Genomic DNA, 25,363 nt, shown 5'->3' on the forward strand with positions numbered 1-25,363 from the left:
TTGCCGGTCGCAAGGATGGGCGCTTGTCCGGGCCTCATCTGTCTTGTCGAATCACACCGGGGAGAGGGTCATGTTTCCTTCTGGACGTCCGTTTGTGCTCGTGGGCATGGGGTTTGTGGCCGGTCTGGCGGTTTCCGCCGGCATCGTCACGGCGGCAGTGGCACCGCCGGTCATCGTGCCTTCCGGGCACGCCTATACGGTTTCCATTGATGAGGTAAGGCAGAACTTCGTCTGGAGCGAAACCATCGAGGGCGCCTACAAGCGCGTCGTGACCACGTCCGACGGCACCGTCCATGAGATCACCTTGCGGCCGGTGAACAAGGATGGCCGCGAGCTGGTGGAATTGACCGACCAGTCCAGGGACGGTTTGCAGCACAGCTACATGGGCCCCAACGGCACCACCACCGATGGGAGCCTGATGGTCAACGTCAAGGATCTCGCCGAACTTCAGGCACTCATGAAAACAGGCGCATCAACCGCACGCTGATCACCGCCGTGGTGACTGGCGCCATCGTGGCGCTGGCCGGCTGGTAACGCCGGCAACAACCCGTGGACCTTGTCGCGCCTGCGCTCGGCCCGGCGCTTAAGGGTGCGGCATGGTCGCCAGCAAGGCTTTCAGGTTCTGCGGCACGACGCGGATAAGTCCACCGCGCGGGCTGTCGATGTCCGCGATGAGCATGAAGGACACCGCGACCACCAGCGGCAGCACCATCATCAGGCCCGTTCCCGATGCGGGGCGGCGCGAACCCACGCCCACCAGCAGGTTACAGCCGAGCGCGATGGCACCCATCAGAAGCCAGGCAGCGGGAGGAATGCGATTCCACCATGCGGCCTGCGTATAGCCTTCCGAATTCAGCACATCGTTCATGCCCGACACCACCAGGGCGGTGATGGGAGTGGGTTGCTGGCTGGCGGGCAGGGTCACCGCGCTCCACAGGCTGGCCTGCAGGGCGTTCTTGCGCGAGGTGATATCCGGCAGCAGGCTGCGATCGGTGGTTTCGTAGAACTTGATGCGATGTTCGAGGTAGCCGGCCAGCATGGGACGCAGCCTGGAAGCGTCCTCCGGCGGCAGCAGGTCCAGGCGCACGTATTCCGTGCCAATGGCGTTCGCTTCCGCCTCTTCGTAATTCTTGCGCTGGTCGTACCGGCTGATGGCCATGGAAAAGCTGAAGCCGATGATCAGCCCGAGCAGGGTCAGGGTGGCGCCTTGCACCACGTTGAACGTGTCGCGCTCCGACTCGCTGGGTGGACGCCGCCGGCCCCACAAGGCACCCAGGCGTCCCGCGATCCACATGCCGACCAGGGAGATGACGAATACCACGAGCGGGTGGTTGAACGTGAAGCTCATGCGCTGCTCCTTGCACGAATGGCATCGACCGGAGGCGACACTGTAGAGGTTTCACGATTCGGAAGTGAAGCAGGGCGCGCCGCTTGAGGTGGAGTCAAAACAAATCGGCCGGAAATCAGGGCGACACGCGCATGTTGTTCAGGCCGGCGCGCGGCGCAGGCAACGGCGTCATGGCACGCGATCACCCCATGGCTCGCCACATGAACAGCAGTGCTCGATGAACCAGTCACGCCCATGGCGTCTCAGCCGATAAGTAGAACTACCTATCTCGATGCTGAAGTCGCGTCGCGGCATGGCTGTTCAATCACGACACTTTCGGGCGAAGAACGACTAGCCTTGGGTGCGCTGCCCTCATTGAATCATCGGCGGCAACCTGAATATCCAGGGTCCTCTTTGGGTGACAAGGTTGCGTGGGTGACAACATCATCCGCGTGGCCATGTCGTGTCCTGACAGGATCGATGGTGTCTGACGATCGACGCGACCCCTCGGGCACTCCGCAGGGTGGAAGACGAATCAACATCGGTGCCTGGGCGTGAGATGGGGGTAGCTGCCTCGGCGACATTACGGATCTTCACGTGACAAGAGCGCCGTCATGAAAAACCTCATCAAGCGAATCCCCGTCATCGGCCCCGTTGCCCGCGATGTGTACCGGCGATGGCTCAATCCCCCCAAGCCCTTCCACGGTTCAGAGCATTACTGGATCACGCGATACCGCGAAGGCGGCAATTCCGGCGCGGGTTCGTACCATCGGCTCGCTGAATTCAAGGCGGACGTGCTCAACGACTTCGTTGAACACCATGGCATCCGTGACGTGATCGAGTTCGGTTGCGGCGATGGCAACCAGCTGACGCTGGCGCGTTATCCGTCCTATCTCGGCCTGGACGTCAGCCCGCATGCTGTCGATGCCTGCACCCGTCGCTTCGCCCGGGACGCCGGCAAATCGTTCATGCTGGTGCGCGACTACACCGGCCAGACCGCCCAGCTCGTGCTGTCGCTGGATGTGATCTACCACCTGACCGAGGACGAGGTGTACGAAACGTACATGCAGACCTTGTTCGGTGCGGCGCAGGACTATGTCGTGATCTATTCGTCCGACCGGGACGAGCCGCACACGCCGAGCGCGCATGTGCGCCATCGCCAGTTCAGCCACTGGGTGCGTGCGAACGCGCCGGGATGGCGGTTGCTGCGGCACATACCCAATCGCCATCCCTATACCGGGGACAACGACACGGGTTCGCTCGCCGACTTCTATATCTACGGCAAGGGTCACCTGACCTGAAAGGCCGTCGTACCGTGGTGAGGTGGCGGGGGCGCCCGCCACCGTGTCAGCTGTCTCGCCTGGCCATGGCCAAGCGAGGCGACGTGGCGCTCAGAGCGGGTAGCGCACCGCCAGGTTCATGCTGTTGTTCCAGTAGCCGGAGCCGCCGCCGCTGGCAGATGCCGTTGAACTGCGGCCCAGCTGCAACTCCAGGCGCCCGTTGCCCGGCAAGCGGCCACTGAGCGAGACGCCGACGGTGTAGGCACTGGCTCCCGCGCCATCGACCTCCTGGCGCCCGACGGACGCCACGCCGCGTACCTTCCAGTCCTGGTTGATGCTGTACACACCCACCAGGCCAATCTGCGCGGTACGGTACTGGGCGGGGTTGAAGTAGACACCGCGGCTGGGAAGGCTGCTGTTGAAGATGCGCGCGGAGAACTCCGCACCGATGGCGCCGCGGGTTCCCGGTATGTCGTAGGGGCTCAACAGAACGCGCAGCGTGCCACCATCGCGGTGGTTGCCGTCGCTGAAGTTCTGGCGGTAGTACGTCGGCAGGACATACCAGCGGGCCGCGGGCCGGAAGCTCACGCCCACGCTGTAGATGTTGTAGATCAAACGGTCGGCAACCGCCGTATCCGTGGGAATGGGGGCACGTTCCGCGCCAGTGGAGAGACTGAAGCTGTCGCTGGGCTGCAAGGTCCACCGCGCGGTGCCCTGCAGGTAATGCCAGCTGCCGCTGCGGCCGGGGCCCAGATCGAGATCGACGACGTTGCTTTCGCCGATGCGCAGCTGACCCAACAGCGACAGATCGTCGAGATGATGCACCGCCACGCCGTCATCCACGCGCGTGGTGCCCGCCGCCACGCCCCAGCGCTGCGACCAGTCGCCGCTGGAGGAGGGTGCGAAGCGGTAGGCTGCTCCGAGGTGCAACGTATCGAGGCCATCGCTGTCGTGGCTGTAGCCGAAGTCGCCCTCGAGCTGGGGGGCCTGCGCGAAGTGGATATCGTCCTTGAGCAATTGATATTGCGTGCCCAGGTAACCCTGCTGCGGCGGTGTTTCCAGGTCCAGATAGTTCGCGCCCAGGTCCTGCCAGCCCAGTGCCTGCGTTGCCCGCATCAGTTCAACGGTGGGCCGGATCTGGCCTTTCGCAAACGGCTCCACCAATGCGTAGGCCTTGCGTGGATAGTCCTGCGCGTTGAGCGCCTGCGCGAGCCCCGTGTCGGCCGCCTGTTGCGCCTGGGTGTCGTCGGTCAGGTCGTGCGCTGCGCGAAAGGCAGACGCCGCTCCTGGATACGCACCCAGCCACAGCGAGGATTGGCCAAGCCCCATGGAGGCCGCGTAGCGGTCTTCGCGAGCCCCGCCGGGCTGCGCCAGCGCCGCCTCGAACAGCTCGCGCGCCTTCGCCGGCTGCCCTGCGGAAAGTGCCGCACGGCCGGCCTGGATATCATTCGCCATCGACGGCAGGTCGGCGTGTGCCACCGGCGGCACCAGCAATGCAAGCCACAGCAGCCGCCTGTTCATTTCGTACCCCAGCGCTTGCGCAGCCTGAGCAGTTCGGCGGCGTAGCCCATCACGCAACCCGGTTGCAGCACGATGCCGTAGAACAGCGTGTACAGCAGGAAGCCCAGCGGGTTGCGCCGTACCTTGAGCTCCTGCTCATGGAACATGCGCGACTGGATCAGGTACATCAGGCCGTTCACCAGGAATGCCATGGGAAGTACCAGCAGCGTCATGGGGCCAGCCAGCCAGTAGACACCGAAGCACGCAAGCAGCAGGCCCGGGATGAACACCAGCGTGTAGACCAGGTCCATGTAGGGAAACAGCAAATTCCACCAGATGAACAAGGTGCTCATGCGACGCTGCAGCAGCAGTTCACCATGCGCCTTGAACGCTTCGATAAGCCCCCGCGACCAGCGTTGCCGTTGCCGCACAAATTGATGGAACGTCGTCGGCGCATTGGTGAAGGTGATGGCGTCCTCGCAATAGCCCACGCGATGACCTTCGCGCAGGATGGCCCACGTGAGCACGATGTCCTCGCCCACGCATTCGGGCCAGCCGCCGACGGTGCGCAGGATATCCGTGCGATACAGCGAGAACGCACCCTGCGCTACCAGCGTGCCCTGAAACAGGCTCTGCAGGCGCTTCACCGCGGCGATGCCGTGGAAATAGTCCCACTCCTGCATGCGCGTCACCACGTTGGTGCGCGAGTTGCGAACCAGCACGGCACCGGCCACGGCGGCCGTGTTCGGCGGGTCGCTGAGGAAGCGTTCCACCAGGCGGAGCAGGGCGTCGCGATAGAGGTAGGAGTCGGCGTCAAGCGTGATGGTGAGCGGATAGGAAGCCTGGCGCAGTCCGATGTTCAGCGCATTGGCCTTGCCACCGTTGCACTTCAGGTCGATCACGTGCAGCCAGGGGTAGGACACGCTGCGCAACAGCTCCATCGTGCGATCGGTCGAGCCATCGTTGATCACGAACACTTCCACCGGTGCCGGGTAGTTCTGCTTGCCCAGGCTGGCGAGCGTCGTGAGGATGGAATCCTCCTCGTTGTAAGCCGCCACGAGCACCGTGATGCCCGGCAGCTCATGGTCCTGGAACTGGCTGCGCGGCGGCCGCCGGTCCAGCAACAGGCCAACCACGAGAAAGGCATTCATGAAGCCGGGAAAGATGGCGATGCCAAAGATCATCAGGTGGGCCAGCACGACACCCACGAGTGCCGACAGCTCGGTTATCCACTGCCGCGCGATGACGTATGACAGGCACGCCCAGGTCAGCGAGAGCGCAAGCGTCAGCCCAAACTTCATGCGTACCGGCATGTAATACCAGCGCTGCCGAAGCTGCTCGTTCGCCGCCGCCTGCGACAGCTGCAGCGGCCTCAGCGAGTCGGCTTCCTTGAAGCACTGCGGTGCATCCACACTCATGACCATCTCCCCGTCGCAGGTGCTGCTTTCCCTGGGCATAAGCCGTTCCACGCTCGCCGGAATGATGTCGGCGAGCTGGCTTACTCATCGGTGGTTATCCGTACTTCCCCCTGACCATTGGCGGATTCAGGTGCACGTACACGGTCGAGCCCGCCGGTCTTGTGAATCAGACAGGGCAAAAAATGTGCCAGTGGCGTCGTTCATGGTTCCAAGTAAAAACAGTAACTTGAAAGTTCGTGCGGCGAGCGCCTATCGGAAGAAGGTGACGATTTGTGCGATTCAAGTCACAAACTGACAAGAGACGCCCCGTTGGGCCGGCGGTCCGTCACGGGTGCATCGCCGGGGCGGATATAGGACACGCAGCGTCCTATATCCACGTTAGGTTGGCGCGGACACACCCGCATGGTGCGGCGACCGGGAGGGTTTCGTGCCCGTCCTGTCTGGCCATCGCGGGCTTACCCTTTATCCGCTCCGCAGGATCCCCATGACCTCCGTGCCCCCGACCACCACGCTTTCCGACCGCGAACCCCGGCACTCCACAGACGACTGCGCCGAGTGCACCGTCATCGAGCTTCGGCAATACACGCTGCACCCAGGCAAGCGGGATGTCCTGATTGAACTGTTCGAACGCGAGTTCGTGGAATCGCAGGAGGCCTGGGGCATGCGCCTGCTTGGACAGTTCCGTGACCTGGACCGTCCGGACCAGTTCGTCTGGATGCGCGGATTCAAGGACATGACCGCGCGGCAGGAAGGGCTGACGGGGTTCTATACCGGCCCCGTCTGGATGGCCAACCGGAGTGCGGCCAACGACACGATGGTGGATTCGGACAACGTCTTGCTGCTCACGCCAGCGTGGCCGGGCGCGGGCCTTCGGCACCAACCGCATGGACGCGCTCCGGTCGGCGTTCCCTCCCTTCCGCCCGGCCTGATCGACATCACGGTGTTCCCGCTGAAGGCCGCCGCCGACCAGCGCCTGCTGGACTTCTGCCGGCACGAGATGACGACCGTCCTTGAAAGCGCCGGCGCCCACGACGTCGCGTGGTACGTGACCGAGAACGCACCGAACAACTTTCCCCGGCTACCGGTTCGCACCGGCGAACAGGTGCTGGTAGGCGTGGCCGTGTTTCGCGATGCGAAGCAGCATGACGCGTTCATCGCGTCGGGCGTCTGGGCGCAACGGATCACCCCGACCCTCGACACGTGGCTGGCAGGACAGACCCAGGCCATGCGGCTGACTCCCACACCCCGTTCAGCACTGCACGGCTGACCTTCCTGAGTTCATCCAGCCCGCGATCGGGCGCTTCGATGCGTGCCGCCGGGGTGTCCCCGGCACAGAGGGCGCTACCGTGCGCCCCCTGTGCTTGTCCGGCATATCGCCGCTATTTGCTGCTGGCCTTGTAGGTCAGCTCTTCGCTGTAGCTGTCGACGTGCGAGCTTTGCTCCTGGATCGCATCGTTCAGTGATTTGCGCATGGCTTGCGCATCCTGCTTGCCATAGGCGTTTTCCATCATCGTCCATAGCGGCGTGTCGGGGTCTTTGCCCAGCTCGGCCCAGGATTTCGCCGGCAGCAGCACGATGAAGTTGGGCGCGCCCGCACCCGCGTCGAGCACTTCGCCAATGGCGAAATTACCCGGCCATTTGGTTTTTTCGGCGGCGGCGGTGATTTTCTTCGCGACGTCGAGGAAGGTTTCGTGCGGCTCATGGCCCGGCTTGAGCTTGAAGTAGATCACTTCGATGTAGGGCGAGTTGATGGTGACGCCCTTGGCCATGTGGCTCAGTTCGGGAAGCGTCTTGAAGAACGCGCTGGTCTCGCTTTTGAGGTGTGGATTGACGTCGCTGCGGATGGCGGCGTCGCAGGCTTTGCCCGCGGTGCGCATGGCATCGAACGCGGCCCACGGCAGCGGATCGGAGACATAGGAGTAAGCGTAGGTGTCGCCGGTCTCATGCGTCCATGCGGTCCAGGTGTACTTGAAGCCATGCTGGCTCAGGCACTGGTTGAAGCTTTTGACGCCCGCCTCGTACGCAGCCTGATCGGCTGGCGCCACGATATCGGTGTAGTCGCGTACGACCGTGACCTTGCTGCTATTGTCCGCAGCCATGGCGGTGCCGGCGCACGACACTGCCAGCGCAACCGCGAGGCGAAGAGACGAGGTTTTCATGAGATCTCCTTCGGAGCAATGCCCCGCTTGAGGTGGAGTGATGCAGAGATGGTCTTGCACGCCACGGAGGGTCGCGGCGACGACGCGCTTCATCTGCTGAAGTGATGCACTCGGGGCCATCGCGGCGTACGTGCCGTGGCGGCATGCGCAAGAAAGTAGAGACGTTCGGACCCGCGCCAGGGATATCCCGGTGCAACGCGGATGAGCGGGCTTGAGTGGCGCATGACATGCTCCGTTCCGGATGCCGACGAGTCAGGTCCGGTTCGCAACGCCGCGATGACACATGCTGCTCGACGACGGACCTGAGCTGGTTAACACGGGGCGGTCATTTCAATCTGGGCGTTTTCCGGGCCACCGGAAATAGACCAAACGCATTAGCCCGATGACGTTACCCAGGCTGCCGGGCGTTGCCGGCGGGGTGGCTGCTGCGCCGCAGCACTTGTGGGGCGTCTCCGTGGGGCGTCGGGACACTTGATCCACAGGTCCGTATCCCGGATTCGCGCTGCACTTCATCCGGCTTATTCGCCGCCGCCGTCCTCTCCCATCCGGCCCGGGTGAATCCGCGGTGTGACCGGCAGGCTCCATACGGTCGGGGTATTCACCAGCAACGCCTTGAAGCGTGGATCATCTCGCAGCGGATCCCAGGTCGGGTCGAGCCGAAGCACCGAGGGCGACAGGATGCATCCCGCCGGCATGGACAGCACGCGCCCGAGCACGGCGATGGCCTGATCGGGCTGACCGGCCCGCACATAGAGGTCAGCCTGGTGCGCGAGCAAGTCCGGCCCGGTAACGGCGTCTTTGGCGACCGGGAGCAGGGCGACGGCATGCTCGCCTTCCGCGATGGCCTCGGGTTTTCGCCCGAGTCCGGCATAGGCGTATCCCAGGGCAAGATGCAGGTCCGGGTCGTCGGGCCGCTCAACCAGAGCAGTGCGGACATGGGCCGCCACGTCGACATAGGCGGCCGTCGCTTTTGCTGTGTCTCCCTCTGCTTGCAGGGCCCACGCCAGATACAGGCGCCGGGGCAAAACTATGTCGTTCTGGTCGGACCAGTTCTCCGCCTTGTCTGCGTCCGCAATTTTTCTGGCACTGGCGTAGTCGCGCGCCAACCACCGTTCGACATAGACGTACGTGACATTGCCGACGTAGGCATCGCTACCCGGTTCGAGTGCCGCGATGGCGGAGCGCAGCGGTGTCGGATCGCCCTTCCACATCAGGACATTGAGGACCTGCTCCAGGCGTTCACCCACCGGGCTGCGACTCATGGTCAGGGCGGCGCCATAGGCCTGGTCGGCTTCAGCGTAGTGACGCAGGGCCTGATAGATCGACGCTTGATCCGTGAGCGCAAGATCATTGTGTGGATCTAGCACGGTGACCATGTGAAATCGCGCCATCGCCTCACCCCAACGCCCTTGACGCCGGGCGATCCAGCCGATGAGGAGTTCGACCGCGACACTGTTGGGCAACGCCTTCCGGGCTAGTTCCGCCTGGATGGAGGCGGCGGCGTAATCCCGATGCCCCCAGTAGTAATACAGCCCAAGCGCGTAATGGCCCAGGCCCAGATTCGGCTGCAGCGCCAGGGCGCGGTCGGCGGCTGCTTTCGCCTTTGCCAGCCGCGCGTTGGTGCGATCGGGTGCGAAGAAATACATGTAGATGTGGGCGCGCGCCAACGCGGCAGCAGCCAACGCGTAGTTCGGGTCCCTGTCCAGGGCCTGCTGGTACAGCGAGATCGCCACCGGTAACTCAGATGGCGACAGATCGAGATCATCGTAAGCCCGATTGGCATGTGCGTCGGCTTGCAGGTACAGGTCATAGGCGCCGGCGTTCGAGGTCTGCAGCTTGTCCATGCGCTCGGTCTCGGTTGACGTCAGTCGCACCTTCAGCGCCTCGGCCACGTTTTGCGCGACCTCACCCTCCACGTTGAAAACGTTGCCCAGCGTGCGCGTGTAGGCTTGCGCCCAAAGATGGCTGCCGCTGTTCGCATCGATCAACTGCACGTTGACCAACACCTGATTGCCTTCCTTCTGCACCGTGCCCTCGAGCAGCGTTGCCACACCCAATTGTCGTGCCGTGGTTTTGATGTCTCGTGGATGGCTCGGGTACTTCTCCGTCGAGGTGTGGGAGATCACCTTGAGTCCCTCGATGCCTACCAACTGGGTCAGGATCATGTCCTGCATGCCGCTGGCGAAATAGGCGTTGTCCGGGTCTGCTGTGAGGTTCTCGAACGGCAGCACCGCTACGGACTTCAGATCGCCCACCGGGGGCGCGACTTCTGCGTGACGGGCAAGCTGGTGCCAGGCGAGCAGTCCGGCCACCACCGCGAGCAAACCCCAGAGCGCGACAACCGCGCGCCGATCCAATCGACGTGTCTTGCCACGGGGCAGGGGCGTTGCAGGATCGTCCGCCACCGCGGCCGGTAGTGCGGCCTCAGGGCTGGTGAGGGCCGGCGCCGCCTCGAGTTCGGCGGTCGCTGGCGCCCGGTTCGCCATCAAATCCTCACGTGACGCAGCGAATCGCACGTCGGCGTCGAGCCGAAAGCCGACGCCATGCACGGTATGCAGATAGCGGCACTCTTCACCGCTCTCGCCGAGCGCATGGCGCAGCACGGCGATGATTCGACTGAGTACGGCAGGGGTGACGTGGCTGTGCCCCCATACCTTGTCCAGAATCTGGTCACGAGTCAGGACGCAGCCGGGTTCGCTCGCCAGCAGGACAAGTACGGCGAATGCCTTGCGCTCGAGCCCGACCTCCTTGCCTTCGACAAACAGGCGATGGCCAAGGATGTCGATCTCGATCGCGTCGAACGCCATCCAGGCAGCAGAGGCAGTCTCCGCAGCCATGTGTTTGCCCCCCACGTGCCGCTTACGTTCCCTGCTCCTGCTGAGCCTACGCCGGGCGCGTGGCGGCGCCGTGCATGGCACGCGTGACGTTTTTGTTATGGCGGCATTCCCTGCCATGCCATCTGCGCCGGTCGCTGGTGTTGCCCAGCTTCACCATGGCTTTGCACGCAAAGGTTATGCCCACCAAGGATGGGAGGCGGCGGTCCACGACACCCCATTGGGGACGCACCCCAGGGGCGTCACTTCACTTCCTTCAGGACGGTCCGCTCTGTGTCGAAAGCGGACACTCGCTGGGTCAATGGCGGACGACATCCGGTGGTGTCCAGGCCCCTTCAAGAAACGCCTCACGTGGCCAGTAAAGGCGCATGAGCAGGGTGAAGGGCGCCTTGGCGACGGGTAGCCAGTTGGCCTCTTTGTCCTTTCCTGGGGAGTCGGCCTGGATGTAGAGGTCAAGCGAGCCATCGGCATTGGTGACGAGCTTGTCGCGGTCGCCGATGGCCTGACGCTTGAGTACGTTGGGGATGAAGTACCCCTGGATGTCGTAGGCCGTCACCGACCAAAAGGCGTCCACTGGCGGCTGCTTGCCCTTGGCGAAGTGGAGTACGTACTGGTTCTTGCTGCCATCCAGTGGCTTGCCCTCGCTATCTGTCGATAGCGAGGGATAGACCGCGTCCTGCGGAAGATTTTCGCCGATACAGCATTGGGCGATGGCGGCACGATAGACGTAATCCGTGCCGTAGGTTCCGCTACGCGTGGTATAGACCCAGCCCTTGCCATGGATACCCGCCGCCTTGTCGCCCTCTGCCGCCACCAGGGCCTTACCGTCGGCGTAACCACGCTCGAAGGCCTGCCGGATATTCGCCGGCACCTTCGCCAGATCGAAGCTCTGGCCGACCTTGAAGCCCGTGCGCTCCAGCCGGTGAATGATGGGGTAATCCACTTGGTTTGGTGGATTCTCCTTGAGCAACTCGGCGAAGTGGCCGTAGTAGGTCGTCGCATCCATCTTGTCCACCACGACCGGCGGCGGCGCCTTCATGTCGATGCTGGGGTCTACCTTGCCCTTGGGTGGCACGTAGTTTCCTTTGCCCCAGGCGGAGAGCGGCGTCAGCTTGTACCCGTCCTGAATCTTGTGAACATTCTCGTAGTCGGCAGCGCCATTGGTCTGGGTACGACCTATGATCCACACATAACGGGTGGGGCTCTTGATCACTTCCAGTCCCGCCGGTGCCGTACCACCACGCCACTCCGGCGCCACGACGAGGAAGTTTCTCGCCGTGTTCTTGCCAGTAGTACGCGTGCCCGGCACGGCGAACACATCCGACCACAGGCTCAGCATCGGTAGTTGGAAGTATCTATCCGTCGCCGGCACCGACAGAACTATCGGCTCGGCCTTGAGATCGAGCGTGGCCGCCGAGTACAGCGTGTCGACGTTCTCACGAATGACAATCTTGTCATCGGGATTGGGGTAGGCGCGCGCATGATGAAACTGGTTGGGCGGGCCGAACGCGTCGCCTTCAATAGGCTCGGCAAAGTTGCTCAATTTCCGCAGCGTCGTGTATTCCAGCATCAGCGGATAGGCGTAGACGTAGGCATCCTTGGCGATGTCGTGGGCTTCTTGCTCCGTTGGCCCGGCGGCGCGATCCTCGGCTGTGGCCAAGTTTGTAACGCTCAATGCAATCGTACATAGCGCGGCGGATAGCAGCTTCATGATTCATCGCCTCCCGTCCAGATGGGAGGAAGCCTGCTTGAAACGGGGCGTTCATTGCGACTGCAAATCTACACAGATGTGTCGAGTAGTTTTACCTAGTCACGCCACTTGATCGCGCCACAGCTATGGCGTCCGCTTTCGGTCGGAAGCGGACAATGAAACGCCCTATTTCTCCGTGAATTGTCCTGCCCGGACGCGAAGCCGCGCGCGGATCTACGAGGCCTGCGCTGCCAGCGGAATGCGTATGCCAAGCTCGGTGCCTTGCCCGGGTGTGGAGTGCAGGCGATAGCTGCCGCCGAGCAGTCGTGTGCGCTCGCCAATGCTCATCAGGCCGAGTCCCCGGCGGCCGGTCGCGCGCAGGTCGAATCCTTTCCCGTCATCCCTGATGTCCAGATCGACTTGTCGCGCGTCGATGCGCAGCACCAGGGTGATGCGTTTTGCGCGGGCATGTTTCAGCGCGTTGCCCAGCGCCTCCTGGGCGACGCGGTAGAGACACAGCGCCACATCGGCGGGCAGGTTTTCCACGATGGCTGGCATCTTCAGGTCGATCGCCGGGCCGTTGTGTTGCCGGTTGGCCATGCACAACTCGTCCAGTGCGGCGGTGAGCCCGATCTGCGCGAGCATGCTGGGATGCAGACCGTGCGACAGGTGGCGGATATCGCTGGACAGGGCGATCAGGTCGCTCTGCAGCTGGCTTACGTCGTTGCGGTTGCGATCGTCCAGCTTGGGGCGCAGCGCGCTCAGTCGCATCGAGGCAACAGCCAGACGCTGGTTGATGTTGTCGTGCAGATCGCGGGCGATGCGCGCGCGCTCCTGCTCCTGCGCCACGATAAGCCGCCCGGCCAGGTGCATCACCTCGTTGCCGCTGGCGGACAAGGCCCGCTGCGTCGCGCGGCGTTGTTCCACCAGCGCCGCGAAGAACAGGGACGCCACCGACGTGCCCACCATCCACAGCTGGATGCTGACGGTGGTTGCGCGCGGTTCGTTCTGCAGGAACGGGCCGTATCCGGAAAAGCTCAACTGCGCGGCAATGGCGCCCAGGGCCAGGTTGACGATGCCGACGCCGGGAATCTGCGTGCGCAGCGCCACGTAGATCAACAAAGGTACCGGCGCGATAAGCGCCAGCGGCTGTAGGGTTTCGATGCTTCCCAGTTCGCGCCAGCCCAGCCAGATCAGCGCAAGCGACAGCACCATCACCGGCAGCACGCTGCGAAGCGGCATGGCATCCCTGCGCAATGTCGACGCCGGGTTGGTGAGGCTGAGTACCGCCGGCGTGAGCAGCACAAAGCCCAGCGAGATCGCCAGGGACATGTGCCACCAGACCTTGTGCAGCCAGGGCGGTGTGGCGAGCATGCCAGTGAGGGTCACCACCATGGCGGTAACGGCAAGCGGCAGCAGCACGGCCGCCACCAGCAGAAACCACAACAGGCGCGGAAAGTCGTGGATGGGCTGGTCGCTACGGTAGCGGCCAAGCGCCCAGGCGGTGGTGTAGACGAACAGTACGCACAGCACATAGGCCAGTGCCATGACCGGCACGGGGTATCCCCGTAGGGCGGAGAGGGAGAGCATGCCCAGCGCCCAGCCCGCGCCATAGGCGGGCCAGTAGCGTTTGGGCGAGGACATCAACACCGCGAGGAGCATGGGACCCGACAGCAGGATCATCTGCACGTCGCCGCGCTTGTTCCACAGGGTGAAGGTAAGCCCATGCGTCACGACGGTGGCCACGAACATGCCCGTCAGCCGCAAAACTTGCCCGACACTACCGGACAGCCACTTTCCGCTCATGTCTCTCTACCCATGCGCTGTCTTCTTCATGGCGCAGCTCCGGGACGTTTCCGCCGCGGGCCCCCCCCTTGGCTGGTTGTTGTCGCGCACATGGCTGACGCTGTCCAGCACGACAGCGGTGTCAGGTCGCATTTCAATCAAACCGGGGGCGTTGAGCCGCGGATGACGGTTTCGTGGCGGTGCCGTGGGGCGCCATGGCGTGTTCGGCTTTGCGCGGGGTTGCGATGCGCTTTCGCGCGCGAGGGCCCAGATGCCGTCGTTTGCCGCCCCCCGGCCTGCGGGAATGGCGGGTCTGCCCGGGTCATGGTGCGGCAGCAGCATCCGGTAGAGCGGCCCCTATCCGGGAAAGCCCGGGCAGGGCGCGCTTTTGATTCCACCGGCTGCGTTGCGGGCCCGCCTGCGGGATGCGTGGGTTTTTCGGGACGAAAAAAGCCCAGCGATCACTCGCTGGGCTTTTTGTCTGCTGCGTGCGGTTGCGGGTGCGCGCCGTCGGTGCGCGAGGGCAACCGGATCAGGCCTGCGAATCGTTGTCCTGGGTCTGCGGCTGTGCTTCGACCTCGTTCGACTCCGCTTCGCCTTTTTCCTTGTGCTCCACCATGTCTTCGAGCTTGCCGGCGCCCTTGAAGCCGGCCACGGCGGCGAGGCCTTCGGTCAGCAGGCCAGCGTTCGGATCGAGCTTCTTGGCGGCTTCGACGGCGGCCACCGCACCAGCGACTTCACCCAGGGTATCCAGAATGCCCATGACAGCCTCTCCACGTTGATTGATAGGGACGTGCAGCTTGCGGCAGCCATCGTTACTCTTTGGTGACTGGCGATGGGGCAAGGGGCGGGGCGTCCCTCGCTGTCGCCAATCCTACGCGCGCACCCTCGGCAGCATGATCTTGCGTCCGTCCCCGGCCACCCCGGGCGGCCCCGGAAAGGCGGCGATCTTCATGGAACCGGGATGCCCGGCAGCGCCATAATCCGCCCGGCCGCTTGCTTGCGGTTCGTTCTGTCGGGGGAAGGAATGGCACGGAAACTTGGCCCGGTGTTCTGGTCGGTCGCGGTGGTTCTGGTGCTGTCGTGGGGCATTACTGCCGCGGCGTGCTGGCACCTGCTGGCGAATAACCGCCGGGCGGTGGATCAGCGGTTGAATGTCACTGCGGATCAGATTTCGCGCGATCTGCAGACGCGCTTCCGCCTTTACGACTATGGCCTGCGTGGCGTGCGTGCGGCGATCATCGCCGCGGGTCCTGACGCGATCAGCCACGACACCTTCGTGCGCGCCATGCAGTCGCGCGACCTGGGCATGGAGTTTCCGGGCTCGCGGGGGTTCGGGTACATCCTCCGGGTGCCGGAGAGCGACCTGGCACGGTTCGTGGCCCGGACACAGGCCGATCGTGGTACCCCGTTTCATGTGCGCGAACTGACCGCCGTCACGGGCGACCGGTACATCATCAAGTTCGTCGAACCGGAGGCGCCCAACGAGGAAGCCATCGGTCTGGATATTGCGTCGAACCCGAACCGGCGCGCGGCGGCGCTTAGCGCCATGACATCGGCCGGCGCGACGCTCACGGGGCCGATTACGCTGGTACAGGCCACCGGCGCGAAGAACCGGGGCACCTTGTTCCTTCTGCCCATCTATCGCACCTCCCAGACACCGCCGCCGGCTCGGCGCGATGCGGACCTGGTCGGCTGGGTCTATACCCCGCTGGTCACGGACGAGATCCTGGCGACTTTCGCGCGCTCTTACCCGGGCATGTCACTGGATATTGCCGACGTGTCCGGTGGTGGCGGCGCGGAGAGTGTCTTCACCTCCGGGCCGGCGCGTGCCAGCGGGAAGGGGGAGCGCGTGCTGACGCGGGATATCCCCATGTATGGCCGCGACTGGCGCCTGGGCATGGCGCCCAGCGCCGCGTTCATCCGGGACATGCGGCTGCCTGACCCGGCGATCCGTGCGTTCTGGATGGCGCTGGGCGGTGCGTTGCTGGCAGTCATCGCGGGACTGGTGGCGTACGCGACCTCGCGGCGGCGGCGCTCCCTGGTGCAGCGCGCACGACTGGCCACGATTGTCGAAGACTCGCACGACGCCATTATCGGCACCACGCTCGATGGCATCGTCATCGAGTGGAACCGCGCCGCCACGCGTCATTTTGGTTATGCCGCGGAGGAGGCCCTGGGCAAGTCGCTGGCGGATCTCATCGTGCCAAGGCGATACCTGGACGAGGACCGGAACATGCGGCAGCGGATTGCCGCGGGAGAGAACATCGCCATCAGCGAATCCGTGCGCAGGCACGCCGATGGTTCGATGCAGTATGTGGAGATCTCGGCGTCGCCTATCCGCGATGAGCACCAGCGCGTCATCGGCGTAGCGAAAACCCTGCGCAACATCACGGACCGCAAGGCCGCCGAGCGCCGTGTGCGCGAACTCAACGCCACGCTGGAGCAACAGGTTCAGCAGCGCACCGAGGAATTGAAGGCGGTTTCCGGCCTGCACAAGGCGGTGCTGTCGAACGCGGGCTACGCCATCTTTGCAACGGATACCCACGGAAAGATCACGCTGGTCAATCCGGCGGCGGAGGCGATGCTGGGCTATACCGCGCAGGAGCTGATCGGCGAGGTATCGCCGCTGCAGTTCCATGACGAGGCCGAGATCATCCATCGCGCCGAAGCGCTGGAAGAGGAACTCAACCGTCCGGTGCGTGCGGGCTTCGAAGCGCTGGTGGCGAAGGCGCAGTCGGCTCCCGACGTACACGAGTGGACGTACGTGAAGAAGAGCGGCAAGCGCGTGCCGGTGCTGGTCACCATCAGCGCGATGAAGCGCGAGGATGGTTCGATAGAAGGTTATCTGGGCGTGGCGGCCAGCCTGGAGGAAATGAAGCGGCGCGAGGTCGCTTTGGCGGTGAACCAGCGCAAGTTGCGTGGCCTGTTCGAGCTGTCGCCGCTCGGCATTGCACTGACGGACGAGTCGGGCAGGCTGGTCGAGTTCAATCAGGCGTACCGCAACCTGACCGGTTACAGCGATACCGAACTGATGAGCATGGACTACTGGCGTCTGACGCCTTCGGAGTATTTGCCGCAGGAGCAGCGCATTCTCACCGTGCTCGAGCAGTCGGGGCGTTACGGACCGTATGACAAGCACTACATCCGCAAGGACGGCAGCCGCGTGCCGGTGCGCCTGAACGGCGTGGCTTTGCGCATCGACGACAAGCCGTACATCTGGTCCATCGTCGAGGACACCACCGACCAGCGGCTTGCCGAAGCGGCCATGGTGAAGGCGATTGCCGCGGCCGAGGCGGCCAGCCAGGCGAAGAGCGACTTCCTCGCCAACATGAGCCACGAAATCCGCACGCCGATGAACGCCATCCTCGGCATGCTGCAGCTGCTGCAGAAAACCGCGCTCGACACCAAGCAGCGCGACTACGCGCAGAAGACCGAGACGGCCGCCACGACGCTGCTGACCCTGCTCAACGACATTCTCGATTTCTCCAAGATCGAAGCAGGGCGCCTGACGCTGGAGATGCACGAGTTCGATCTCGACAAGTTGCTGCGGGAGATTGCCGTCATCGTCAGCGCCAACATCGGCAGCAAGGATATCGAGGTGGTGTTCGATATCGACCCCGGCATTCCGGGCTGGCTGGTGGGCGATTCGCTGCGACTTCAGCAGATCCTGATCAACCTGGCCGGCAATGCGGTCAAGTTCACCGAAGCGGGCGAGGTGCGCCTGCAGGCGCGGCTGGTGCGCCGGACCGGTGGCAGCGTCGGCGTGCATTTCGAGGTGCAGGACACGGGCATCGGCATCGCCGAGGAAAAGCTCGTGACCATCTTCGAAGGGTTTTCGCAGGCCGAGGCATCGACGACACGCCGCTTTGGCGGCAGTGGCCTCGGCCTGGCCATTTCCCGACGTCTGGTCGAGATGATGGGCGGGGAACTGCAGGTCGAGAGCCAGCCCGGCGTAGGCAGCCGGTTCTACTTCAGCGTGGACGTGCAGACGACGGAACGGCCGACGGGTGTGTCGGCGGAGGTCATGGGCCAGCTGCGCGAACTCAAGGTGCTGGTGGTGGATGACAACGCTAGCGCGCGCACCATTCTTGCCGAGATCGCCGCGTCACTGGGGTGGCACTGCGATGTCGTCGCCAATGGCGCCGAGGCAGTGCGTCGGGTGGCCGGCAAGGATGGGGAGCCGGTGGCCTATGACGTGATCCTGATGGACTGGTCCATGCCGGGCATGGATGGCTGGGAAGCGGGGCGGCGCATCCGCGACATTTGCCAGCCGGACAAGTGCCCGTTGATCGTCATGGTGACCATGCACGAGCGCGAAGCCGTGGCGGAGCAGATGTCGTCGGCCAGCGTGGTGATGGATGGTTTCCTGGTCAAGCCCGTCACCTCGTCCATGCTGCTGGATGCCGTGGCCGATGCGCTGGCATCGCGGAAGCCCTTGCTGCCGGCGCTGCATGACGCTGGCCGACATGGTGAAGCGCAGCTCCGCCTGGCCGGGGTGAGCATCCTGGTGGTCGAGGACAACGCCACCAACCAGCAGGTGGCAAAGGAGCTGCTGGAATTCGAAGGCGCCGTGGTGGAGGTGGCGAGCAGCGGCATCGAAGCACTCAAGATGCTCGATGAGGGGGCGAGCCGGTATGACGTCGTGCTGATGGATATCCAGATGCCGGGCATGGACGGCTTTACCGCCACCCGTCATATCCGCGCGACGGTGGGCATGGAGAGCTTGCCCATCATCGCCATGACGGCCAACGTGCTGGAGACCGACCGCCTGGCCTGCCTCGAGGTAGGTATGAACGATCACCTCGGCAAGCCGTTCGATATCGATGTGCTGGTGAACACTATCCTGCATTGGACGGGCGACCACGAGCACACGGCCGGCGAACGTGCCGTCACCGCGCCGGCGCCGCAGGTGACCAGCCGATGGGTGGATGCGGAACTCGACTATGCGGGCTCACTGGCGCGTTTCGGGGGCAGGGAAGCGCCTTATCACACTGCGCTGCGCACCTTTGAGCGCTCCGCGAAGGAATCCATCGTCGGCCTTGAAGTGGCACTGGAGAACAACGACACCCGGGAGGCCGCCATGAACCTGCATGCGCTCAAAGGCGTGGCGGCGACGATAGGCGCCAATCGCTTGTCGGCCATGGCGGGCTCCTACGAGCGCGAGGCGTCCATCGGCTCGATCCTGGCGGGCGAGAATACGGCGGTCAGCCATTTGACGGAGCTGACCCAAGCCGTCGTTGCGTCAATTCAGAACGTGCTGGGGGAGCCCGTCGGGCGTCTGGCGATGTCGCCCGACTTGCCGCTGGATCGCGACGCACTTTCCGAACTTGCGAGGCTTTTGGCAGCGTCGAACATGTCCGCCGTGGATCATTACGAAGGCATGCGCGGACAGTTCGCTTCCGCGCATCCGGAGGTCCGGCAACAGCTGGATGACGCCATGTCGTTGCTGGACCTGAAGGCAGGCCTGCGTATCTGCAACGAACTGCTTGAGGGGACGAACAAGGAACGCCCGCATGATTGACAGCCCTGATTCGGTTCAAGCGCAGCCCGCGGCGGCCATGGCCCGGCCACGGCTGCTCATCGTCGACGACCAACCGGTGAACATCCGCGCACTGCACCAGATCTTTGTCGGTGACCACGATGTGTTCATGGCCACCAATGGATCGGATGCGATTGCCTTCTGCGAGGCATCGCAGCCCGACCTGGTGCTGCTGGACGTGGTCATGCCGGAGCTGAGCGGGCTGGATGTCTGCCGCGCGCTCAAGGCCAGTCCGGCGACGGCGGACATCCCGGTGATCTTCGTGACGTCGCTCAATGATCCCGAAGAGGAAAGCGCGTGCTGGGACGTGGGCGGTGTGGATTTCATCACCAAGCCCATCAATGCGAAGACCACGCGCAACCGCGTGCGTGCCCATCTCACGCTGAAGTATCAGGCCGACATGCTGCGCCAGCTGGCATGGGTGGATGGGCTGACAGGCATCCCCAACAAGCGGCAGGTCGAGGCGCGCTCGGAGGAGGAGTTCCGGCGTTGCAGGGGCGAGGAACTGCCGCTGGCCGTGGCCGTGGTCGACATCGACTACTTCAAGGCCTTCAACGATACCTACGGGCATCTGGCCGGTGACGATTGCCTGCGCAGCGTGGCGCAGGCCATCCAGTCCTCCCTGCAGCGGGCCGGTGATTTCGCGGGGCGCATGGGCGGCGAGGAATTCCTCTGTATCTTTCCCGGCACCCCGCTGCAGGATGCGGTGAAGCTGCTCCAACGCGTCGATGCGGCCATCCGCGCACTGCAGCTGCCCCACGTCGGCGGTATCGACGGCCAGGTGACCGTGTCCATCGGCGTGGTCAGCGTCGTGCCCAGTGGTGACTTCACCATGGCCGCCCTGGTGGAACAGGCGGACCGGGCGCTCTATCAGGCCAAGCAGCAGGGCCGGGCGCGCATCCATGCGGGTGAGGTCGCCGCGGCGGGCATGGCCTGAGCGCCATGTCGCGCCGGGAAGCCTGAGATCAGGAAGGGCGTGGAGGCTAGCAACAGGCGGTGCCGGTGGCATGGCCTGCCTGCGCCTGCCTTGTCCTTTCAGGCGACCCGTTTGCGTGGAAGCAAGGCCACCACCAGCACGCCCGCGAGCACGGCCAGATCCAGCCATGCGAACCAGTCGCCCAGGCGGGAATAAAGCGTCGTCGTGTCATGCAGCGGAAGGTCACCCACCAGCTCGGCATCATTCTGCTCGCTCGACGCCTCGGCCACCACGCGGCCACGGTCGTCGCTCAGCGTGAGCCGGCCGGCGCGCGCGGAACGTGCGACGGCGAAACCGCTCTCGACGCCGCGCACGATGGCCATGCGGCTGTGCAGCCAGCCATCCACCTGGAAATCGAACGCAGGCACCAGCAGCAGCTGCGCGCGGCGGGCGGCATAGGCCTGACCGATGTCCTGGTAGTCCATGTCCTTGCAGATGGCCAGGCCGATCCTTGGGGTGCCGCTCAGCATCGTGAAGCTGTCGCCGGGGACAAACTGCTCCAGTCCACGCAGCAGGTGATGTTTGCTGTAGGTGGCCGGTGAGGTCGTGCCGGGCTCGAAGACGGTCAGCATGTTGCGCGCGTCAGGGGCGTTGCCATGCAAGGCAATGCCGGCACCGATGGTGACGTGGTTCTGGATGGCCAGGGTCGCGAAGGCCGGAATGGTCGCGGTGCCAGTGGCGAACGATCCCTCGGGTATCAGCAGGATCTTCGCGCCCTGGTTGATCAGGCGCTGCAGGGCGTCCACATAGCGTGCTTGCCGCGCATCGCCTTCCTCGCTGGGCAGGACGGCCCAGCCATGCGCCTCCAATGACACCAGGCCGATGCGAACCGTGGACGTGGGCGCCTGCTGCAATCGCCAGCCGCCATAGGCCAGGGTCGCGATCAGCGCCAGCACGGCAAGGCCGGCGACGGACCAGCGAACCCGCTTTGCTGCATGCGGCCACATCTGCAGGCTGGCGGCCGTGGGCACCAGCAACATGAGAAAGCTCAGGCCCCAGAGGCCGGTCACGGCAACCAGCTGGATCACCGGCAACACGGATGCCTGGGTGTAGCTGATGTTGAAGAAGGTGGCATGAGGCGAGAGATGACTGTTGATGTACTCGAAGGCCACCCATGCCGCCGGCAGGGACAGCGCCGCCGCAAAGACGTGGCCGCGCAGCAACAGTCGCCGGAACAGCAGCGTGCAGGCGGACATCACCACGGCGGTGGTGGCGATGAAGGTGAGGATGATGGGCAAGGGCAGGCCAAGGTGGCCGTGCGCGTACGTCCAGATGTTGAAGCCACCCGCCACGTAGGCAGCCAGCGCGGCCAGCGCGGCCCATGGCGCGCGCACCCTCGGCGCAAGCCACAGCACGGGCAGGGGAGCAAGCCAGGTCAACCACCACACCGGCTGCGTGCCGTTACCGAACCAACACGCCACCGCGGACAACGCGACGGCAAGAAGAGCAGCGGGCAAGCGTGCCCGATCAGGCTTTGATGCCATCGATCAATCTCCTCAACGACTTCCGGCAGAAAACGCGGAACTGCGCCTCGTCAAAACTGAAGCGGCCCGCCCGATACAGCGCCACCAGGCCGTGCTGATGCGCCCACAGCGCCATCCCGACGTCGTAGGGGTCGTCTTTCTTCAATACGCCCTTGGCCATGCCTTCCTTGATGGCATCGATGGTGACGTTGAACGTGGGCGACAGGCCGGCGCGAAAATCCTCCGGGTATTTGCGTGCATCGTCGCGACGTACCGAGAACGCATGGTCAAACAGGTGCGGATGTGCCAGCGCGTAGTCCAGGTAGGGCTCCGACAGGGCCAGCAGCCGCTTCACCGGATCGCTGCTTTTGCTGCGACGTTTCCATTCGTGTGCCACCGCCTGGAAGCTGTCATCGGAAAGGCGCTTGAGCAGGGCCTCCCGATTGGGGAAGTGTCGGTAGATCGCCATAGGCGTGATGCCCACCGCGTCCGCCACCCGCCGCATGGACACGGCCTCCGGACCCTCGCTGTCGAACAGGGCGTGGGCGGCTTCGAGAATCTTTTCGGCGGTGGTGGGTTGAGCCATGTATACAGTGTATACATGCAAATCGCCGGGGTGCAACGACAACGGCCCCGTATGCGCCATTGGTCATGCGTTGGACTGCAGGCCCGTTCCCGGATGATGCCGTTGGCTCCAACCGGGCTGCTGGGTGTGGCGTGCGGTTTGATCCGGCACGCCACAGGGGGAATCACCAAAGGCGCAAAACCCTCAACTCAGCTCGCAGCCAACCCACCTAGGGCGTAAGGCTCAAGACGTGCTTCGGCGTGGTCGCAGCTCAGGAACGCTCACGCCCCAGCCACGCCAGCAGCAGCCCCGCAGCAGCCAGCAACCCGCCAGCGATAGGAACCGCCCCGTAGCCAAGCCCCAGGGTGATGACGCCACCGCCCAGTGCGGCACCCAGCGCATTGCCCAGGTTGAATGCGCCGACATTGATGGACGATGCCAGCCCGGGCGCATCCGTCGCCGCCTGCATGACCCGCATTTGTAGAGGCGGCACCACAGCGAAGGTCGCCGCGCCCCAGATCAGCAGTCCAACGGCCGCGGTGACATGCAGCCGGAAGGCCAGCGGCAGCACCAGCATGATGACGGCAAGCGCGGCGAGAAGAACCTTGGTGGCGCCATCCAGCGACCAGTCCGCCATGCGTCCGCCGATGACGTTGCCGAGCGTGAAGCCGATGCCGATCAATGACAGTGACAACGCAATGAACGTGTTCGATGCACCGGTCAGGTCCGTCAGTACCGGGGCTACATAGGTGTAGAGGGTGAACATTGCGCCGGCCCCGAGCACCGTCGTCCCCATCGCCAACAGCACCGAAGGATGGATGATGGCCTTGAGCTCGCGGCCAACATGGGGCGGCGTGCTGCTCTCACACGGGGGCAGCGCCAACCTGAGCGCAACAATGGCAAGGACACCCAGCAAGGCCGTGCCTGCGAACGCCAGTCGCCAACCCAGCTGCTGGCCCATCCAGGTGGCCGCGGGCACACCGCCGATATTCGCAATCGTCAGGCCCATGAACATCGCCGCCACGGCGCTGGCCTGCCTGGCCTTGGGCACCAGGCTGGCCGCGACGACGGCACCAATGCCGAAAAAGGCGCCGTGATTGAGGCTGGTGACGAGCCTGGACAGCAGCAGCGTGGTGTAGTTCGGCGCAACGGAAGAAAGCAGGTTACCCACGGTGAAGATCGCCATCAGCGACATCAAGGCCGTACGCCGTGGAAGCCGGCTGAACAGCAGCGTCATCACGGGGGCGCCCACCATGACACCGACCGCGTACGCGGTGATCAGCATCCCCGCGGTGGGGATGCTGACGTCCACGCCCTTGGCGATGACCGGCAATAGCCCCATCGGCGTGAATTCGGTGGTGCCGATGCCGAAGGCGCCGACAGCGAGTGCCAGCAAAGCGGCCCTGGGTTTCATCACGGCCTCTCTCAAATGGCGTTAGGTAACGGCGCGTCCGGCGATACCAGCCCGCGCGTGCGCAACGCCTGCCAGAACGCGGCAGGAATGGCGGCGTCGGCCAGCGCAAGGTTTTCGGCAATCCGGCTGGGCCGGCTTGCGCCCGGAATGACCGCCGCCACCGCCGGATGCGCCAACGAGAACTGCAGCGCGGCTGCACGGATATCTACCCCAAACTCCGCGCACGCCGCGCGAAGGTTCTCGACGCGGGCGAGGATCTCGGGCGTCGCCTTCTGGTACTCGTAGTGCTCGCCGCCGGCGAGGATGCCCGAGTTGTACGGACCGCCCACGACGATGCGGGCGCCCCGCTCAAGGCTGAGGGGCATCAGCTCCTGCAGGGCTTCAGCATGGTCGAGCAGGGTGTAGCGGCCAGCAATGAGGAAACCATCCGGGTCCGACTGCTGCAAGGCCATCACGCAGGGTTCCACGCGGTTCACGCCCAGGCCCCAGGCCTTGATGACGCCTTCGTCACGCAGCCGGTCCAGGGCCACGGCGGCGCCGGACATGGCCGTCTGGAACACGTCCTTCCAGGCGTCGCCGTGAAAGTCCTTGGCCGGGTCATGGATGAACACGATGTCCAGCCGGTCGGTCTTGAGTCGCTTGAGGCTGGACTCGACGGCGCGCATCGTGCCATCTGCGGTGTAGTCGTAAGCGATCTTGTTCGGCAGGCCGTGCTCGAACAGGCCGCCTTTCTCGCCAAGATCACGCGTGCTGGTGTCTTCGACTTCGTCGAGGATCAACCGGCCCACCTTGGTGCTGAGCACGTACTCGTCGCGCGAATGGTGCTGGAGTGCCTTGCCCAGGCGGATCTCGGCAAGACCCGCGCCATACAGCGGCGCGGTGTCGAAGTAGCGGATGCCCTGTTGCCAGGCGGCTTCCACCGTGTCGAGGGCTTCCTGTTCGGGAATGTTCCGGTACATGTTGCCCAGCGGGGCGGTACCGAAACCGATCTTGGTCGGGATGGAAATGCTCATGATGTGCTCTCTGCCGAAAGGCTCAAGTGGGGCTGACAGGCGTTGCGTCGGCGGCGCCCAGTTCGGTCAGCGATCCTTGCATGCGGTGAAAACTCAAATCAGTTGCGGTAAAGAAGGCCATCGACCGGCCGCCGGGGAAATCGTCGATGTGCACCACCGTGGCGCCGTTGGCTTCCTGCCAGGAGATGACATAGACGCCCTCGGCGATCTCCCGCCATTGGCAGGGCGATTCGCCACGGGCTCCGGCGTAAGGGCCGGAGACGATCGCGTAGCGGACCGATTGCCCATCGGCGGCATAAATGTTGTGGGCCGACAGACCCTCGTAGTCGACGCGGAAGCCGCGCCCTGCGAACCGTGGACTGGATGCGGATGAGGTATTCATGGCGGCAACTCCTGC

General features: G+C 64.4%; 18 protein-coding genes. 5 read left to right on the forward strand and 13 right to left on the reverse strand.

Features of this window, described 5'->3' with window-relative positions; translation table 11 throughout:
• Positions 1-70 precede the first annotated feature (70 nt).
• Positions 71-487: a hypothetical protein gene (locus HY57_RS11100; RefSeq protein WP_019466935.1), complete on the forward strand. Its 417-nt coding sequence runs from the start codon at positions 71-73 to the stop codon at positions 485-487.
• A 96-nt stretch (positions 488-583) separates the two neighbouring features.
• Here the strand turns inward: HY57_RS11100 and HY57_RS11105 are convergent, their stop codons facing one another.
• Positions 584-1,348, reverse strand: coding sequence for a hypothetical protein (locus HY57_RS11105; protein ID WP_019466936.1), 765 nt, complete (start codon positions 1,346-1,348; stop codon positions 584-586).
• 593 nt (positions 1,349-1,941) lie between these two features.
• Between HY57_RS11105 and HY57_RS11110 the strand changes: the two genes are divergently transcribed.
• Positions 1,942-2,628 (forward strand): class I SAM-dependent methyltransferase, encoded by a 687-nt coding sequence (locus HY57_RS11110; protein WP_019466937.1) that lies wholly within the window; start codon positions 1,942-1,944, stop codon positions 2,626-2,628.
• Between the two features lie 90 nt (positions 2,629-2,718).
• Here the strand turns inward: HY57_RS11110 and HY57_RS11115 are convergent, their stop codons facing one another.
• Together HY57_RS11115 and HY57_RS11120 are read right to left on the reverse strand one after the other, a co-directional pair.
• Positions 2,719-4,128 carry a tetratricopeptide repeat protein gene (locus HY57_RS11115; RefSeq protein WP_019466938.1) on the reverse strand — a complete coding sequence of 470 codons (1,410 nt, stop codon included), beginning with the start codon at positions 4,126-4,128 and terminating at the stop codon, positions 2,719-2,721.
• The gene (locus HY57_RS11120) at positions 4,125-5,525 is read right to left on the reverse strand and encodes a glycosyltransferase (RefSeq protein WP_019466939.1); all 1,401 of its coding nucleotides are present in this window, start codon (positions 5,523-5,525) and stop codon (positions 4,125-4,127) included. The genes HY57_RS11115 and HY57_RS11120 overlap by 4 nt, the downstream gene beginning before the upstream one ends.
• A 484-nt stretch (positions 5,526-6,009) precedes the next feature.
• Between HY57_RS11120 and HY57_RS11125 the strand changes: the two genes are divergently transcribed.
• Positions 6,010-6,792: an NIPSNAP family protein gene (locus HY57_RS11125; protein ID WP_019466940.1), complete on the forward strand. Its 783-nt coding sequence runs from the start codon at positions 6,010-6,012 to the stop codon at positions 6,790-6,792.
• Between the two features lie 112 nt (positions 6,793-6,904).
• On the opposite strand, the gene HY57_RS11130 is transcribed toward HY57_RS11125, so the two are convergent.
• The 5 genes from HY57_RS11130 to HY57_RS11150 form a co-directional block, all read right to left on the reverse strand.
• A complete protein-coding gene (locus tag HY57_RS11130; protein WP_235186555.1) occupies positions 6,905-7,777 on the reverse strand; it encodes a hypothetical protein in 873 nt (290 codons plus the stop codon).
• Positions 7,778-8,202: 425 nt separating this feature from the next.
• Complete coding sequence (locus HY57_RS20880) at positions 8,203-10,521, reverse strand: winged helix-turn-helix domain-containing protein (protein ID WP_050997980.1); 2,319 nt, start codon at positions 10,519-10,521, stop codon at positions 8,203-8,205.
• 295 nt (positions 10,522-10,816) lie between these two features.
• Entirely contained in the window at positions 10,817-12,229 is a 1,413-nt protein-coding gene (locus tag HY57_RS11140; protein WP_081500728.1) for a DUF1254 domain-containing protein, read from the reverse strand.
• Between the two features lie 213 nt (positions 12,230-12,442).
• A complete protein-coding gene (locus HY57_RS20885; protein ID WP_100218279.1) occupies positions 12,443-14,014 on the reverse strand; it encodes a sensor histidine kinase in 1,572 nt (523 codons plus the stop codon).
• 511 nt (positions 14,015-14,525) lie between these two features.
• Positions 14,526-14,756, reverse strand: a complete 231-nt coding sequence (locus tag HY57_RS11150) for a hypothetical protein (RefSeq protein ID WP_019466945.1) — start codon at positions 14,754-14,756, stop codon at positions 14,526-14,528.
• 72 nt (positions 14,757-14,828) lie between these two features.
• Here HY57_RS11150 and HY57_RS11155 point away from each other — a divergent pair, with 72 nt between their 5' ends.
• On the forward strand, positions 14,829-19,517 hold the full coding sequence (locus HY57_RS11155; protein ID WP_081500729.1) for a CHASE domain-containing hybrid sensor histidine kinase/response regulator: 4,689 nt from the start codon (positions 14,829-14,831) through the stop codon (positions 19,515-19,517).
• Positions 19,510-20,472, forward strand: a complete 963-nt coding sequence (locus HY57_RS11160; RefSeq protein WP_019466947.1) for a GGDEF domain-containing response regulator — start codon at positions 19,510-19,512, stop codon at positions 20,470-20,472. Before HY57_RS11155 ends, HY57_RS11160 begins: the two co-directional genes overlap by 8 nt.
• A gap of 98 nt (positions 20,473-20,570) precedes the next feature.
• On the opposite strand, the gene HY57_RS11165 is transcribed toward HY57_RS11160, so the two are convergent.
• The 5 genes from HY57_RS11165 to HY57_RS11185 form a co-directional block, all read right to left on the reverse strand.
• Positions 20,571-21,995 carry a nitrilase-related carbon-nitrogen hydrolase gene (locus tag HY57_RS11165; RefSeq protein WP_081500730.1) on the reverse strand — a complete coding sequence of 475 codons (1,425 nt, stop codon included), beginning with the start codon at positions 21,993-21,995 and terminating at the stop codon, positions 20,571-20,573.
• Positions 21,979-22,560: a TetR/AcrR family transcriptional regulator gene (locus HY57_RS11170; RefSeq protein ID WP_019466949.1), complete on the reverse strand. Its 582-nt coding sequence runs from the start codon at positions 22,558-22,560 to the stop codon at positions 21,979-21,981. Before HY57_RS11170 ends, HY57_RS11165 begins: the two co-directional genes overlap by 17 nt.
• Before the next feature lie 250 nt (positions 22,561-22,810).
• Positions 22,811-23,953, reverse strand: a complete 1,143-nt coding sequence (locus HY57_RS11175; RefSeq protein WP_026034217.1) for an MFS transporter — start codon at positions 23,951-23,953, stop codon at positions 22,811-22,813.
• Positions 23,954-23,964: 11 nt separating this feature from the next.
• A complete protein-coding gene (locus HY57_RS11180; protein ID WP_019466951.1) occupies positions 23,965-24,966 on the reverse strand; it encodes an aldo/keto reductase in 1,002 nt (333 codons plus the stop codon).
• 22 nt (positions 24,967-24,988) lie between these two features.
• Positions 24,989-25,348, reverse strand: coding sequence for a MoaF-related domain-containing protein (locus HY57_RS11185; protein ID WP_019466952.1), 360 nt, complete (start codon positions 25,346-25,348; stop codon positions 24,989-24,991).
• Between the last annotated feature and the right edge of the window lie 15 nt (positions 25,349-25,363).

Source organism: Dyella japonica A8, assembly GCF_000725385.1.
Taxonomy (GTDB): Bacteria; Pseudomonadota; Gammaproteobacteria; order Xanthomonadales; family Rhodanobacteraceae; genus Dyella; species Dyella japonica_C.

What these genes read in the sequence shown, in the direction of transcription:
- HY57_RS11100 (WP_019466935.1), top strand. Translation starts at nt 71, where the DNA reads ATGTTTCCTTCTGGACGTCCGTTTGTGCTCGTGGGCATGGGGTTTGTG.
- HY57_RS11105 (WP_019466936.1), bottom strand. Translation starts at nt 1,348, where the DNA reads ATGAGCTTCACGTTCAACCACCCGCTCGTGGTATTCGTCATCTCCCTG.
- HY57_RS11110 (WP_019466937.1), top strand. Translation starts at nt 1,942, where the DNA reads ATGAAAAACCTCATCAAGCGAATCCCCGTCATCGGCCCCGTTGCCCGC.
- HY57_RS11115 (WP_019466938.1), bottom strand. Translation starts at nt 4,128, where the DNA reads ATGAACAGGCGGCTGCTGTGGCTTGCATTGCTGGTGCCGCCGGTGGCA.
- HY57_RS11120 (WP_019466939.1), bottom strand. Translation starts at nt 5,525, where the DNA reads ATGAGTGTGGATGCACCGCAGTGCTTCAAGGAAGCCGACTCGCTGAGG.
- HY57_RS11125 (WP_019466940.1), top strand. Translation starts at nt 6,010, where the DNA reads ATGACCTCCGTGCCCCCGACCACCACGCTTTCCGACCGCGAACCCCGG.
- HY57_RS11130 (WP_235186555.1), bottom strand. Translation starts at nt 7,777, where the DNA reads ATGAAGCGCGTCGTCGCCGCGACCCTCCGTGGCGTGCAAGACCATCTC.
- HY57_RS20880 (WP_050997980.1), bottom strand. Translation starts at nt 10,521, where the DNA reads ATGGCTGCGGAGACTGCCTCTGCTGCCTGGATGGCGTTCGACGCGATC.
- HY57_RS11140 (WP_081500728.1), bottom strand. Translation starts at nt 12,229, where the DNA reads ATGAAGCTGCTATCCGCCGCGCTATGTACGATTGCATTGAGCGTTACA.
- HY57_RS20885 (WP_100218279.1), bottom strand. Translation starts at nt 14,014, where the DNA reads ATGAGCGGAAAGTGGCTGTCCGGTAGTGTCGGGCAAGTTTTGCGGCTG.
- HY57_RS11150 (WP_019466945.1), bottom strand. Translation starts at nt 14,756, where the DNA reads ATGGGCATTCTGGATACCCTGGGTGAAGTCGCTGGTGCGGTGGCCGCC.
- HY57_RS11155 (WP_081500729.1), top strand. Translation starts at nt 14,829, where the DNA reads ATGGGGCAAGGGGCGGGGCGTCCCTCGCTGTCGCCAATCCTACGCGCG.
- HY57_RS11160 (WP_019466947.1), top strand. Translation starts at nt 19,510, where the DNA reads ATGATTGACAGCCCTGATTCGGTTCAAGCGCAGCCCGCGGCGGCCATG.
- HY57_RS11165 (WP_081500730.1), bottom strand. Translation starts at nt 21,995, where the DNA reads ATGGCATCAAAGCCTGATCGGGCACGCTTGCCCGCTGCTCTTCTTGCC.
- HY57_RS11170 (WP_019466949.1), bottom strand. Translation starts at nt 22,560, where the DNA reads ATGGCTCAACCCACCACCGCCGAAAAGATTCTCGAAGCCGCCCACGCC.
- HY57_RS11175 (WP_026034217.1), bottom strand. Translation starts at nt 23,953, where the DNA reads ATGAAACCCAGGGCCGCTTTGCTGGCACTCGCTGTCGGCGCCTTCGGC.
- HY57_RS11180 (WP_019466951.1), bottom strand. Translation starts at nt 24,966, where the DNA reads ATGAGCATTTCCATCCCGACCAAGATCGGTTTCGGTACCGCCCCGCTG.
- HY57_RS11185 (WP_019466952.1), bottom strand. Translation starts at nt 25,348, where the DNA reads ATGAATACCTCATCCGCATCCAGTCCACGGTTCGCAGGGCGCGGCTTC.